General features: G+C 75.6%; 12 protein-coding genes. All 12 read right to left on the bottom strand.

Annotated features, from left to right (window positions below):
• Nucleotides 1–15 precede the first annotated feature (15 nt).
• On the bottom strand, nt 16–396 hold the full coding sequence (locus ACI79Z_RS13855) for an RNA polymerase-binding protein RbpA (RefSeq protein ID WP_456902952.1): 381 nt from the start codon (nt 394–396) through the stop codon (nt 16–18).
• A gap of 86 nt (nt 397–482) precedes the next feature.
• Nucleotides 483–716, bottom strand: a complete 234-nt coding sequence (gene secG / locus ACI79Z_RS13850; protein WP_387992967.1) for a preprotein translocase subunit SecG — start codon at nt 714–716, stop codon at nt 483–485.
• 35 nt (nt 717–751) lie between these two features.
• A complete protein-coding gene (locus ACI79Z_RS13845) occupies nt 752–2,560 on the bottom strand; it encodes an ABC transporter substrate-binding protein (RefSeq protein WP_456902951.1) in 1,809 nt (602 codons plus the stop codon).
• A 25-nt stretch (nt 2,561–2,585) separates the two neighbouring features.
• Nucleotides 2,586–3,395 carry a triose-phosphate isomerase gene (tpiA, locus tag ACI79Z_RS13840; protein WP_387992973.1) on the bottom strand — a complete coding sequence of 270 codons (810 nt, stop codon included), beginning with the start codon at nt 3,393–3,395 and terminating at the stop codon, nt 2,586–2,588.
• 11 nt (nt 3,396–3,406) lie between these two features.
• Entirely contained in the window at nt 3,407–4,600 is a 1,194-nt protein-coding gene (locus ACI79Z_RS13835) for a phosphoglycerate kinase (RefSeq protein ID WP_387992976.1), read from the bottom strand.
• Nucleotides 4,600–5,607, bottom strand: coding sequence for a type I glyceraldehyde-3-phosphate dehydrogenase (gene gap / locus ACI79Z_RS13830; RefSeq protein ID WP_456902950.1), 1,008 nt, complete (start codon nt 5,605–5,607; stop codon nt 4,600–4,602). The genes ACI79Z_RS13835 and gap overlap by 1 nt, the downstream gene beginning before the upstream one ends.
• A 111-nt stretch (nt 5,608–5,718) precedes the next feature.
• Complete coding sequence (locus ACI79Z_RS13825; RefSeq protein WP_456902949.1) at nt 5,719–7,392, bottom strand: histidine kinase N-terminal 7TM domain-containing diguanylate cyclase; 1,674 nt, start codon at nt 7,390–7,392, stop codon at nt 5,719–5,721.
• A 173-nt stretch (nt 7,393–7,565) separates the two neighbouring features.
• Nucleotides 7,566–8,555: a DNA-binding protein WhiA gene (whiA, locus tag ACI79Z_RS13820; protein WP_456902948.1), complete on the bottom strand. Its 990-nt coding sequence runs from the start codon at nt 8,553–8,555 to the stop codon at nt 7,566–7,568.
• Between the two features lie 97 nt (nt 8,556–8,652).
• On the bottom strand, nt 8,653–9,627 hold the full coding sequence (locus ACI79Z_RS13815; RefSeq protein WP_387992984.1) for a gluconeogenesis factor YvcK family protein: 975 nt from the start codon (nt 9,625–9,627) through the stop codon (nt 8,653–8,655).
• Complete coding sequence (gene rapZ / locus ACI79Z_RS13810; protein WP_387992987.1) at nt 9,627–10,592, bottom strand: RNase adapter RapZ; 966 nt, start codon at nt 10,590–10,592, stop codon at nt 9,627–9,629. The genes ACI79Z_RS13815 and rapZ overlap by 1 nt, the downstream gene beginning before the upstream one ends.
• Entirely contained in the window at nt 10,589–12,697 is a 2,109-nt protein-coding gene (gene uvrC / locus ACI79Z_RS13805; protein WP_456902947.1) for an excinuclease ABC subunit UvrC, read from the bottom strand. Before uvrC ends, rapZ begins: the two co-directional genes overlap by 4 nt.
• 69 nt (nt 12,698–12,766) lie before the next feature.
• The gene (locus tag ACI79Z_RS13800; protein ID WP_456902946.1) at nt 12,767–13,696 is read right to left on the bottom strand and encodes an alpha/beta fold hydrolase; all 930 of its coding nucleotides are present in this window, start codon (nt 13,694–13,696) and stop codon (nt 12,767–12,769) included.
• Nucleotides 13,697–13,752: the final 56 nt, after the last annotated feature.

The following is a 13,752-nucleotide window of genomic DNA, read 5'->3' as shown; positions in this document are numbered from 1 at the left end:
GGTCAGACGGGAGCTCTAGGCGCCGCGGCGGGCCCGCAGCTTGGCGAGGGCCTCCTCGAGGAGGGCGTCACCGTCGGCGTCGCTGCGCCGCTCACGCACGTAGGCGAGGTGCGTCTTGTACGGCTCGGTCCGTGGCGCCGGCGGCGGCGCCTGCGGGTCCTGACCGGCCGGGAGACCGCAGCGCGGGCAGTCCCAGGTCTCGGGGACCTCCGCGTCGGTGGCGAAGGCCACCCGCGTCTCGTGACCCGAGCTGCACCAGTAGCCGACCCGGTGCCGCGGGACCGCCTCTCCGCGCTCGGCCTCACCCATCGGACCCGCGCCGACCCGGGTCCCCCGGATCGCGTTGCCACCAGCCACGAGCGCCCCCTCGTCCTGACCTGCCTGCTGGATCGTCACGGCGCGTGATCACGCCGCCCGGGCAGTCTAGGGCCTGAGGGTGTCTCCCCGGTCACGATTTCGCCGCGACCAGGGGCGGGGCGGGGCTACACCTTGAGCAGGATGCCCAGCGCCACGATGCACACGGTCCAGATCAGGCCGGTGAACACGGTGAGCCGGTTGAGGTTCTTCTCGACGACCGAGGAGCCGGACAGCTGGGAGGAGACCGCGCCGCCGAACATCGAGGACAGGCCACCGCCCTTGCCCCGGTGCAGCAGGATCAGCACCACGAGCAGCACGCTGGTGAGGACCAGCAGCACGTTGAGGACGAGCTCGACCATGGCCCCAGCGTAACCGGTGCCCGCAGGCGTCCCGGTCAGCGCACGCCCGCGGTGGCCAGGTCGTGCCCCGCGTAGGGCTCCATGACCAGCCCGTTGCGCAGCCGCTGCCCGGCCAGGAGCTGCACGCGCGTCTCCACCAGCGGCACGTAGGCGCCGGTCCCGCCGGCCGCCGTCGCGACCTCCCGCCAGGCGCCCCGGGCCGCCTCCGGGTCGGCGGCGGCGCGGGCGGCGTCGACCAGCCCGGAGATCGCCGGGTCGGTGAGCCGGGCGTAGTTGGTGTTGCCGACCAGGCTCACCGAGCGGCCGTCGACCAGCGGCACGAGGAACGAGCCCGGCGTCGGGAAGTCGGCGGTCCAGGTGGCCAGCACGATGCCGAAGCCGTTGCGCGCCACGTTGTCCGGACTGCCGACGTCGGTGGCGTAGAAGCTGGTCGCCGGCAGCGGGCGCAGCTCCGCGGTGATCCCGACCTCCGCGAGCTGCGCGACGACCTCCTCGGCCACCGCGACGCTGGCCTGGGCGTCCGGCACGGCGAGGACCGTGCGGAACCCGTCGGGCTGCCCGCAGGCGGCCAGCGCCTCCCGGGCGGCGTCGGGGTCGGGGCCCGGGTCGGGGTCCTCCGGCCCGCCGCCCAGGGACCGCGGCCACAGCCGCGAGGTGCGGACGGCGTTGTCCGCGCCGCCGGCGACCTCCTGGACGGCGCCGCGGTCGATCGCGGCGGCCACCGCGGCCCGGCAGTTCGGGTCGTTCATCGGCGCGACGTCGGTGGGCAGCGCGAGCAGCCGCACCGCGCCGGTGGTCAGGTCGTCGACCCGGTCGGTCAGCGGCACGTCGCCGCCCGCACCCTCGGCGAGCCGGGCGGCGGTGGCCGCGTGCAGGCCGGCGCCGGAGACGTCGACGTCGGCCGAGCCGGCGAGCAGCTCCTGGTCCCGCTCCAGGGTGGACAGCCCGGTGCGGACGACGACGCGGTCGGGCAGCGCCGTCCGGACCTCGTCGGTGGCCGGGTCCCACTGCGGGTTGCGGTCGAGGACGATGCCGGTCGCGGCGTCGACGGTGGTGACCGCGTAGGGGCCGGAGGAGACCGGGTCGCTGCCGTAGGCGGCGCCGGTGTCGTTCTCGATCGGCACCGGGCTGCTCGAGGGGAGCGCCAGCACGTAGGGGAAGTCGGGCTGGGCCGAGCGCAGCCGGAAGGTGATCGTGGCGTCGTCGGGCGTCTCGATCGCGGCCAGCCCCAGCCTGCCCGGGGTCTCGTCCTGGTACGGCCCGGCGTAGGGGTTCTCGGGGTCGTCGAGCAGGTCCACGACGTAGGTGGGCCCGCCGACCACGACGTCGGAGGCGAAGGACCGCTCGATGCCGTACTTGACGTCGCGCGAGGTGATCGCCCGGCCGTTCTCGAAGCGGGCGCCCTGCTCGAGGGTGAACGTCCAGCTCAGGCCGCCGTCGGGGGTGGTGCCGAGGTCGGTGGCGAGGTCGGGCACCAGCTCGCCGGTGCGGCCGGGCTCGCTGGCGTAGGTCACCAGGGTGCGGGTGTAGAGCCGCATGAGGTTCCACACGCCGGGCTGGTAGGACCGCTGCGGGTCGAGGCTGTCGACCTCGCTGGTGACCACGCGCAGCGTGCCGCCGGTCGCGTCGGAGGGCGCGCGGACGCCGTCGACGCCGGCGTCGGGCCCGTCGCCGAGCACCGGGACGCCGCTGTCGCCGTCCCCGCCGCCGCTGCAGCTCACGGCCACCGCGACGACCAGCAGGACGACGAGGGCGAGCCCGAGGACGCGCCCGGGCGTGCCGCGCAGCCACTCGGGCAGGCGGCGGCCCCGGGAGCGGGCGGGTTCCTGCAGCGTGCTGTCCACCCACCCGCTCCCGTGCGGCCGCGGGCTAGCTGCCGCCTGCGGCGATCCGACAGATCTGCGCGAACTCGTCGGCGTCCAGGCTCGCGCCACCGACCAGTGCACCGTCGACGTCCGGCCCGGCCAGGATCCCGGCCGTGTTCGCGGCCTTCACCGACCCGCCGTAGAGGATACGGACCGCCGAGGCCGTCTCCGGGCCGAAACGCCCGTCGAGGCGGGACCGTAGTGCGCCGCACACCTCCTGGGCGTCCTCGGGGGTGGCCACCTCGCCGGTGCCGATCGCCCACACCGGCTCGTAGGCCAGCACGACCCCGCGCACCTGGTCGGCCGACAGCCCCTCGAGCGCGGCGTCGAGCTGGTCGGTGCAGTGCGGGACGTGCTGCCCCGCGCGGCGGACGTCGAGGCCCTCGCCCACGCACAGGATCGGCGTGAGCCCGTGCCGCAGCGCGGCCTGCACCTTGGCGGCCACCGTCGCGTCGTCCTCGCCGTGCAGCGCGCGCCGCTCGGAGTGGCCGACGACGACGAAGCCGCAGGCCAGCGCGGCGAGCATCGCGCCGCTGACCTCGCCGGTGTAGGCGCCGGAGTCGTGCGCCGACAGGTCCTGCGCGCCGTAGCCGACCGGCAGCTTGTCGCCGGTGACCAGCGTCTGCACGCTGCGCAGCGCGGTGAACGGCGGGAGCACGACGACCTCGGCGTCGTCGAGCTCCCTCTCCTTGAGGCTGAAGACGAGCTTCTGCACCAGGCCGATGGCCTCCAGGTGCGTCATGTGCATCTTCCAGTTGCCCGCGATCAGCGGGCGGCGGCCCTCGCGCGGGGCGCGCGGCGCGGTGCGTGCCATCCCCGGCCCCCTCAGTCCGCGAGCACCGCGAGGCCCGGCAGCTCCCGGCCCTCGAGGTACTCCAGCGACGCGCCGCCGCCGGTGCTGATGTGCCCGTAGGCCGCCTCGTCGAGGCCGAGCTGCCGGACCGCGGCCGCGGAGTCGCCGCCGCCGACCACCGACAGCCCATCGACGGCGGCCACGGCCTCGGCCACGCCGCGGGTGCCGGCCTGGAAGGGCGCCAGCTCGAACACGCCCATCGGGCCGTTCCAGAAGACCGTGCGGGCGCCGGCCAGCTCGCGGCCGAACGCCTCGACGGTGCGCGGGCCGACGTCGAGACCCATCTGCCCGTCGGGGATCTGCTCGGCCGCGACGACGGCGGTCTCCACGTCGGCGCTGAACTCCGGCGCGACGACGACGTCGACCGGCAGCACGATCCGCTCCCCCGCCTCGGCCAGCAGCCGGCGGCAGGTGTCGACCTGGTCGGCCTCCAGCAGGGACCTGCCGACGCCGTGGCCCTGCGCGGCGAGGAAGGTGAAGCACATCCCGCCGCCGACGAGCAGCCGGTCCACCTTGGGCAGCAGCGCCTCGATGACGGCGAGCTTGTCGCTGACCTTCGAGCCGCCGAGCACCACGACGTAGGGCCGGTCGGGGTCGGTGGTCAGCCGCTGCAGCACGTCGAGCTCGGTGGCCACGAGCCGGCCGGCCACGTGCGGCAGCCGCTGCGCGACGTCGAACACCGACGCGTGCTTGCGGTGCACGGCGCCGAACGCGTCGTCGACGTAGACGTCGGCCAGCGCGGCGAGCCGGTCGGCGAGCTCGCCGCGCTCGGCGTCGTCCTTGCTGGTCTCGGCGGCCTCGAAGCGGACGTTCTCCAGCAGCAGGACGTCGCCGTCGCCGAGCGCGTCCGCCCGGGCGCGGGCGTCCTCGCCGGCGACGTCGGCGGCCAGCGGGACCTCCGCGCCGAGCAGCTCCCCCAGCCGCGCGGCGACCGGGGCCAGCGAGTACTGCGGGTCGGGCGCGCCCTTGGGCCGGCCCAGGTGCGCCGCGACGACGACGCGGGCGCCGGCGTCGCGCAGCGCCGCGATCGTCGGCAGGCTCGCCCGGATCCGGCCGTCGTCGGTGATGGCCCGGGTCTGCTTGTCGAGGGGGACGTTCAGGTCGGCGCGCAGCAGCACGCGCCGACCCGACACCCCCTCGGCGAGCAGGTCGTCGAGGGACCGCATCAGAGCGAGTCGCCGACGAGCTCGACCGAGTCGACCAGCCGGTTGGAGTAGCCCCACTCGTTGTCGTACCAGCCGAGCACCTTGGCCATCGGCCCGAAGACCTTGGTCAGCTTCGCGTCGTAGATGCACGAGGCCGGGTCGGTGACGATGTCGGAGGAGACGATCGGCGCCGAGGTGTACTTGAGGATCCCGGCCAGCGGGCCGGACTCGGCGGCCTCGCGGTAGGCGGCGTCGATGTCGTCGGCCGAGGCCTCGCGGCTCAGCTGGACGGTGAGGTCGGTGGCCGAGCCGGTGGGCACCGGGACGCGGACGGCGTAGCCGTCGAGCTTGCCCTGCAGCTCCGGCAGCACCAGGCCGATCGCCTTCGCGGCGCCGGTCGAGGTGGGGACCATGTTGAGCGCGGCGGCGCGGGCGCGGCGCAGGTCCTTGTGCGGGCCGTCCTGCAGGTTCTGGTCGGCGGTGTAGGCGTGGATCGTCGTCATCAGGCCGCGCTCGATGCCGAAGGCGTCGTTGAGCACCTTGGCCAGCGGGGCCAGGCAGTTCGTGGTGCAGGACGCGTTGCTGATGATCGTCTGGGTGCCGTCGTACTTCTCGTGGTTGACGCCCATGACGATGGTCAGGTCGTCGCCGGTGGCCGGCGCCGAGATGACGACCTTCTTCGCGCCGCCCTTGTCCACGTGCTTGCGGGCGTCGTCGGCCTTGGTGAAGAAGCCGGTGGACTCGACGACCACGTCGACGCCGAGGTCGCCCCACGGCAGCGCCGCCGGGTCGCGCTCGGACAGGACCTTCATGGTCTTGCCGGCGATGTCGATGCCGCCGTCGGAGGCGGCGACGTCCTCGCCCAGCACCCCCAGGATGCTGTCGTACTTGAGCAGGTGGGCCAGGACCTCGGGGCTGGTCAGGTCGTTGACCGCCACGATCTCGATGTCCTTGCCGCTGGCCGCGGCGGCACGCCAGAAGTTGCGCCCGATCCGGCCGAACCCGTTGATGCCCACGCGTACGGTCACGACTGACCTCCATGTGTCCCCGGCGACGCCCGTCGCCCCGGTCGGCCGCACGGCGCGCGGCCTCGATCGGCGACGACCCTATCGGCCGGGGCGGGGTCCGTCCGGATGAGGTCAGGCCCCGGCCACGAGCTCCGGGAGGTCGCCGGGCGGGGCCGGCACGGGCAGCGCCGGACCGGCGGCCGGCGCGGCGGCGACGACGCGGTCGCGGCCGGTCGCCTTGGCGGTGTAGAGCGCGCGGTCGGCCGCCTCGAGCAGGGCGGCCGCCGAGGTGCCGTCGGCCGGGCAGACGGCGACGCCGACGCTCACGGTGACGGCGACGTCCTCGCCGTCGAGCAGGTGGCGGACGGCGGCGACCTCGCGGCGGACCCGCTCGGCGCGGGCCAGCGCCTGCTCCCGCCCGGCGCCGGGCAGGACCACGACGAACTCCTCGCCGCCCAGCCGCGCGGCCGTGTCGCCCTCGCGGACGGCGGCGGCGAGCGTGCCGGCGACGCCGAGGAGCACCCGGTCGCCGGAGGCGTGGCCGAAGCGGTCGTTGACGGCCTTGAAGTGGTCGACGTCGACGACGAGCAGCGACAGCTGCCCGGTGCGCGGCCGGCGGGCGAGGTCGGCCTCCAGCACCCGGTCGAGGTGCCGGCGGTTGTGCAGGCCGGTCAGCGGGTCGCGGACGGCCTCCTCGGCGACGACCGCGCGCAGCCGCTCGATGACCTCGACCTGCTCGGCCAGCTGCCGGTTGAGCCGCTCGACGGCGAGCTGCCGCTCCTGCTGCTCGCTCACGTCGCGGACGACGAGGATGCGGCCCAGCGCGCGGCCGCGGGGGTCGGCGACGGCGGAGTCGCGCACGTCGAGCCACACGCCGGGCCGGACCTGGGCGACGCGGTGGCCGTCGCGGCGCTCGGTGCTGAGCAGCACCCCGACCGCCCGGGGCCCGGCGACGTCGTGCAGGGCACGGCCGACGAGGTCGCCGTCGAGGTCGGGGCGCAGCTCCCGCAGCATCCGGGTGGCGGCGGGGTTGCAGTCGATGAGCACGCCGTCGGGGTCGACGACCAGCACGGCGTCGGGGACGGTCTCGACGACCTGCTCGCGGGCGACCGGGACCAGCCGCAGCAGGCCGCCGCGGAAGATGGCCCAGCAGTCGAGGAGCCCGGTGAGCAGGAAGAACAGCGGGGTGACGTCGGTGCCGTGCCCGTCGAGCTGGGAGCCGACCGCGACCACGTTGCCGACCGTGGACAGGCACGCCGAGCCGAGCAGGATGCCGATCTGGCGGCGGAAGACGCCGGCGACGCGCAGCCATCGGCGCGCGAGGACGGCGTAGGCCACGCCGATCAGCGCGTAGGAGTAGGCGGTGTGGGCCAGGAACAGGGGCCCGAACGTCACCCGGGACTCGGCGCCGGCGGTGCCGGTGACCATGTCGGTCATCACCAGGTCGCGGGTCGCGGGCAGCGCCCCGGTCAGGACGAGCAGGACCGGCTCGACCGCCAGCAGCGCCGCGGCGCGCGGCGCGAGCCGCCACGAGGGGTCGGCGACGGTGCGGGCCAGCACCCAGGTGCCCACGACCACCAGACCGACGGCGGCCATGAGCAGGGGGACGTAGACGCGCTGGACCGGCTCGCTGCCGGCCAGGTAGACGACGCCGTCGGCGGCCGACCAGGTGGCGACGCCGGCCATGGTGACCGCGAGCGCGGTGGCCGCGGGGGTGCGCCGCCGCCGGCGCCAGGCCAGGACGCCGGTGCCGACGGCGACCAGCGCGGCACAGCCGAAGACGACGGCCCAGTTCCCCGCGGTCATGCCGCCTCCGCTCCGCACCGGGGCGGGCCCGGGCGGCCGCCTCCAGCTCGCCCATCGGCGGCACCGGGCGCGGGGTACAGCGGCCCGGCCGGGCGCTCACCCCCGGGGGTGACGACGACGGGGCGCCCTCCGCGTGAGCGGAGGGCGCCCCGTCGTCGTCGGTGCAGCGAGCGCTACTGAGCCAGCATGTCCTCGGTGACCACCGACTCGGTGTCGGGGATGCCGAGGTCCTTGGCCCGCTTGTCGGCCATCGCCAGCAGACGCCTTATCCGGCCTGCGACGGCGTCCTTGGTCATCGGCGGGTCGGCGCGCTGGCCGAGCTCCTCCAGCGAGGCCTGGCCGTGCTCCAGGCGGAGCCGGCCGGCGACGAGCAGGTGCTCGGGGGCGTCGCCCGCGAGGATCTCCAGCGCCCGCTCGACGCGCGCGCTGGCCGCGACCGCGGCGCGGGCCGAGCGGCGCAGGTTGGCGTCGTCGAAGTTGGCCAGCCGGTTGGCGGTGGCCCGGACCTCGCGGCGCATCCGCCGCTCCTCCCAGGCCAGGACCGCGTCGTGGGCACCCATGCGGGTGAGCAGCGCGCTGATCGCGTCGCCGTCGCGGACGACGACCCGGTCGGCGCCGCGGACCTCGCGGGCCTTGGCGGCGATGCCCAGCCGGCGGGCCGCGCCGACCAGGGCCATGGCCGCCTCCGGCCCCGGGCAGGTCACCTCGAGCGACGAGGAGCGGCCGGGCTCGGTGAGCGAGCCGTGCGCGAGGAAGGCGCCCCGCCAGGCGGCCTCGGCGTCGTTGATGCTGCCGGAGACCACCGACGGCGGCAGCCCGCGCACCGGGCGCCCGCGCTGGTCGACCAGCCCGGTCTGGCGGGCCAGGCCCTCGCCGTGCTTGGCGATCCGGACGAGGTACCGCACGCCACGGCGGATGTTGCCGCCGGCGAGCACGCTGACCCCGCTCGTGTAGCCGTAGACCTCGCTGATGTCCCGGCGCAGCCGGCGTGCGACCGAGCCGGTGTCCAGCTCGGCCTCGATGACCACCCGGCCGCCCACGATGTGCAGGCCGCCGGAGAAGCGCAGCAGCGCCGTCACCTCGGCCTTGCGCTCGGAGGTGCGCGTGCACTCCACCCGCGACAGCTCGTCCTTGACCATGGCCGTCATCGCCACGACGACCACCCCCTGCTCTGCTGCGGCGCCATCCTCGGCGTCACCTCTCCCCCTCGTACCGTCTGGGCACCCCCGCTCCCGGTGCTCCGGCCGGGACCGTTCCCGCTCACCGTGCCCCGACCACCGAGCTCAGCGCGGCCCCCAGGCGCGCGGGGTCGTGGCGCGGTGATCCGTCGGGCGCGGCGACCGGAGCCAGGACCAGCTCGGCGCCACACTCGCGCACCGCTGACAGGAGACCACAGCGGTCAACCACCGATTCCGCATCCGCGACCACGGTGTGCAGCGCCACACCGCCCAGGTGCGCCTGCAGCACCCGCAGGTGCTCCTCCGGCGAGAAGCCGTCGGTCTCCCCCGGCTGCGGCTCCAGGTTGAGGACGACGACCACCCGGGCGCGGGTGGCGGCCAGCGCGGCGCGCAGCCGCGGCACCAGCAGGTGCGGCAGCACCGACGTGTACCAGGAGCCGGGGCCCAGCGACACGACGTCGGCCCTGGCGATCGCCTCGAGCACGTCGGGGTGCACCGGCGGGTCCGGCGGCGACACGAGGATGTCGCGCACCCGCCCCGGGGTGGACGCGATGGCGACCTGCCCGCGGATGGTGCGGGTGCGCGCGGGGTCGTCGGGGTCGACGGTCTCCACGCGGGCGACGAGGTCCAGCGGCACGTCGGCCATCGGCAGCACCCGGCCGCACGCGCCGACCAGCTCGCAGACCGCGTCGAGGGCGCGGACGGTGTCGCCGCCGTGCAGCTCGACCAGCCCGGTGAGCAGCAGGTTGCCCACCGGGTGCCCGGCCAGCACGCCGGTGCCGCCGAGGCGGTGCTGCAGCAGCCGGGCCATCTCCTGCCGGCCGTCGTCCTCGCCGGCCAGCGCGGCCAGCGCCATCCGCAGGTCGCCGGGCGGCAGCACCGGCATCTCCCGGCGGATGCGGCCGGACGAGCCGCCGTCGTCGGCGACCGTGACGACGGCGGTGAGGTCGGGCGTGATCCGCCGCCAGGCGCCCAGCGCCGCTGCCAGCCCGTGGCCGCCGCCGAGGGCGACGACCCGGGGGCCGCCGGACCCGGGCGCCGTGTCGTCGCCGCCCACTACTCGCGGCCCAGGTCACGGTGGCGCGCGACCGCGTCGGTGCCCTCGGCGCGCAGCCGGCGGGCGAACTCCTCGGCGATGGCGACGCTGCGGTGCTTGCCGCCGGTGCAGCCGACCGCGAGCGTCAGGTAGCGCTTGCCCTCCCGCCGGTAGCCGGGGATGAGCAGCCGCAGGACCTCGGTGTAGCGGTCGAGGAACGGCCCGGCGTCGGCCTGGCCGAGCACGTAGTCGCGGACGTCGGCGTCCTGCCCGGTGTGCGGGCGCAGCTCCGGCAGCCAGTGCGGGTTGGGCAGGAACCGGGCGTCGACGACGAGGTCGGCGTCCAGCGGCAGCCCGTACTTGAAGCCGAAGCTGAGCACGGTCGCCGTCAGCGGCGGCGTGCGGCCCTCGCGGGCGAAGGCGTTCTCCAGCGTGGCGCGCAACTGGTGCACGTTGAGGTCGCTGGTGTCCACCCACAGGTCGGCCTCGCCGGCGATGCCGGTGAGCAGCGTGCGCTCGGCGGTGATGCCGTCGAGGGGGCGCCCGGAGCCCTGCAGCGGGTGCTCGCGCCGGTTGGACTCGTAGCGGCGCACCAGCACCTCGTCGCGGGCGTGCACGAACACCACCCGGGGACGGTGGCCGGCCTCGGCGAGCACCCGGATGGCCTCCTGCAGGTCGCTGGAGAAGGCCCGGCTGCGGACGTCGACGACGGCGGCGAAGCGGCGCACGTCGCCGCGGGCGCCGAGCTCCACCATCGGCAGCAGCAACGCCGGCGGCAGGTTCTCGACGACGTACCAGCCGAGGTCCTCGAGCACCCGCCCGGCGGTGTTCTTGCCCGCGCCGGACAGCCCGGTGACGACGACGACCTCGACCGGCGGGGTCTCGGTGCCGGCCGGGTCGAGCCCGGCGGGGACGTCGGCGTGCGGCCCGTGCTGGCCCTCCGGGGACGGCACCGGCGCCGTCCCCGCGTCCTGCCCGGCGCTCACGAGGCGACCCGGCCGACCTCGGCGGTCTCCCCGGCCCCGGGGCGGGGGGTGCCCCGCTCCGCCGGTCCGCTGGGTGCCGTGGTGCTCTCCACGACGGTCCCCACGCCGGCCTCCACGCCGGCCTCCACGCCGGTCTCCGCGCCGGTCACCGGCGCCCCGTCCTCCTCGGCGGGACGGCCCGCGTCGTCCCCGGTGGCGGGCTCGGCGACGGCGGCCATGACCGCCTCCGCCGTCCGGCGGCCGATGCCGGGGACGGCCGTGAGCTCCTCCACCGTGGCCGCGCGCAGCCGCTTGAGGGACCCGAACTGCTTCATCAGCGCCTTCCGCCGCGTCTCCCCGAGACCGGGGACGTCGTCCAACAGGGAGACCAGCATGCTGACCGAACGCTTCTGCCGGTGGTAGGTGATCGCGAACCGGTGGGCCTCGTCCCGCACCCGCTGCAGCAGGTACAGCGCCTCGGAGGTGCGCGGCAGGATCACCGGGTCGCTCTCCCCGGGCAGCCACACCTCCTCCATGCGCTTGGCCAGCCCGCAGACGGCGACGTCGACGATGCCCAGCTCGTCCAGCGACCGCGCCGCCGCGGCCACCTGCGGGGCGCCGCCGTCGACGACCAGCAGGTTCGGCGGGTAGGCGAACCGGCGCGGCCGGCCCTCCTCCGCGGCGACGCCCTGCTCGTCGCGCCGGTCGGCCTCCTCCTTGAGGTGCCGGGCGAAGCGGCGGCGGACCACCTCGGCCATCGCCGCGGTGTCGTCGGTGCCCTCGTGCACGGCGAAGCGCCGGTAGTCGGACTTCTTCGCCAGCCCGTCCTCGAACACCACCATCGAGGCGACGACGTTCGTCTGCTGCACGTGGCTGATGTCGATGCACTCGATGCGCAGCGGCGCCTCGGGCAGCTCGAGCGCCTCCTGCAGCTCCGCCAGGGCCAGCGAGCGGGCGGTCAGGTCGCTGGAGCGCTTGACCCGGTGCCGGGCGAAGGCCTCCTTCGCGTTGCGCTCGACGGTCTCCAGCAGGCTGCGCTTGTCGCCGCGCTGCGGCACGCGCAGCGACACCTTCGACCCGCGCAGCTCGCTGAGCAGCTCCTCGTAGACGTCGGCGTCGTCGGGGAGCTCGGGGACGAGCACCTCCTTGGGCACCGACTCGCCCGCCTCGAAGGAGCCGGTCTGCTCGTCGACGCCGCCGTAGACCTGCAGGAGGAACTGCTCCACCAGCTCGCCGGTGGTGACCTCCTCGACCTTGTCGATGATCCAGCCGCGCTGGCCGCGCACCCGGCCGCCGCGGACGTGGAAGACCTGGACGGCGGCCTCGAGCTCGTCCTGCGCGAACGCGACGACGTCGGCGTCGGTGCCGTCCCCCAGGACGACGGCCTGCTTCTCCATCGCCCGCCGCAGCGCGCCGAGGTCGTCGCGCAGCCGGGCGGCCTTCTCGTACTCCATCGCCTCGGCGGCCTCGGCCATCTCCCGCTCGAGGCGCTTGACCATGAGGTCGGTGCGGCCGGCCATGAAGTCGCAGAAGTCGTCGACGATCGCCCGGTGCTCCTCGGCGCTGACCCGGCCCACGCAGGGGGCGGCGCACTTGCCGATGTAGCCGAGCAGACAGGGCCGGCCGATCTGCCCGGCGCGCTTGAAGACGCCGTTGGAGCAGGTGCGGGCCGGGAAGACGCGGGTGAGCGTGTCGAGGGTCTCGCGGATGGCCCAGGCGTGCGCGTAGGGGCCGAAGTAGCGGACGCCCTTCTTCTTCGGCCCGCGCATCACCTGCAGCCGCGGGTACTCCTCGTTGAGGGTCACGGCCAGCGACGGGTAGCTCTTGTCGTCGCGGTACCGGACGTTGAACCGCGGGTCGAACTCCTTGATCCAGTTGTACTCGAGCTGGAGGGCCTCGACCTCGGTGCCGACGACGGTCCACTCGACGCTCGCCGCCGTCGTGACCATCTGCCGGGTGCGCGGGTGCAGGCCCGCGACGTCGGCGAAGTAGCTGTTGAGCCGCTGGCGCAGGCTCTTGGCCTTGCCGACGTAGACGACGCGGCCCGTGGGGTCGCGGAACTTGTAGACCCCCGGCGACTCGGGGATGGAGCCGACCGCCGGGCGGTACGTGGACGGGTCGGGCACGCATCCACAGTAGGTGGCGCGGCCGACGGTCTGCTCACCCTCGGTCGCGGGGAAGCACATCCGTGTGGTTCAGCCCACCCGCGACTCCAGCCAGGCGAGCAGGTCGGCGGTCACCTCGTCCCGGTTGGTCTCGTTGAACACCTCGTGGCGGGCGTCGGGGTAGACGTGCTGCTCCACCGGCAGACCACGCTCGCGCAGCAGGCCGGCGAGTGCGGTCACCTGGGCGGCGTCCTCGCCGCCGACCGGGTCGCACCGCCCGGACAGCAGCAACACCGGCAGGCCGTCCGGCAGCCCGGCGACGGCCTCGGGGGTCGCGGCGCGGGCGGCGAGGGCGAACATGCCGGCGCCGTACCGGTGGGTGGGCGGGACGTCGTCGCCGCACAGCGGGTCGGCGAGGTAGGCGTCGACCTCGGCCGGGTCGCGGGTCAGCCAGTCGTAGGGCGTGCGCGCCGGCTCGAACGGCGCGTTGAAGGCGGCGAGGGCCTCCATCGGCTCGTCGCCCGCCCCGCCGGCCACCGCGGCCTCGAGCTGCTCCGCCGTCGCGGCGAGGTGCGGCGCCACGCCGATCGGCCCGGACAGCACCAGCCCGGCCAGCCCGTCGCCGTCCCGCTCGGCCGAGGCCAGCGCGACCGCCGAGCCGAGCGAGTGGCCGAGCAGCACGGAGGGGACGCCGGGGTGGTCGGCGGCCAGCCGGCGGCCCAGCTCGCGGACGTCGTCGAGGACGGCGTCGCTGCCCGCGCCGCTGCCCGCGCCGTCGCCGAACCGGCCGGGGCCGGTCGACCGCGCGGTGAGCCCGTGGCCGCGCTGGTCCTGCGCGGCGACGGCGAACCCGCGGGCGGTGAGCGCGGCGGCCAGGCGGCCGTAGCGGCCGGCGTGCTCGGACAGCCCGTGCACGACCTGCACGACCGCGCGCACCTCGCCGTCGGGGGTCCAGCGGCGCTCGGCGAGCCGCGTGCCGTCGGCGGCGGGGACGAGGGTGGGGTCGGCGGGCAGGGTCACGGGGCTGGCCTCCTCGGACGTCGTCGTCGGAGGTCAGCCTGCCGGTCCGCCCGTCC

The organism is Geodermatophilus sp. SYSU D00663 (genome assembly GCF_054050655.1).
Note: the sequence above shows the minus strand (reverse complement) of the source record. Positions and strands in the feature narration are given on the sequence as shown.

Coding starts and splice junctions, on each gene's coding strand:
- secG (WP_387992967.1), bottom strand. CDS start 716: ATGGTCGAGCTCGTCCTCAACGTGCTGCTGGTCCTCACCAGCGTGCTG.
- tpiA (WP_387992973.1), bottom strand. CDS start 3,395: ATGGCACGCACCGCGCCGCGCGCCCCGCGCGAGGGCCGCCGCCCGCTG.
- ACI79Z_RS13835 (WP_387992976.1), bottom strand. CDS start 4,600: ATGCGGTCCCTCGACGACCTGCTCGCCGAGGGGGTGTCGGGTCGGCGC.
- ACI79Z_RS13825 (WP_456902949.1), bottom strand. CDS start 7,392: ATGACCGCGGGGAACTGGGCCGTCGTCTTCGGCTGTGCCGCGCTGGTC.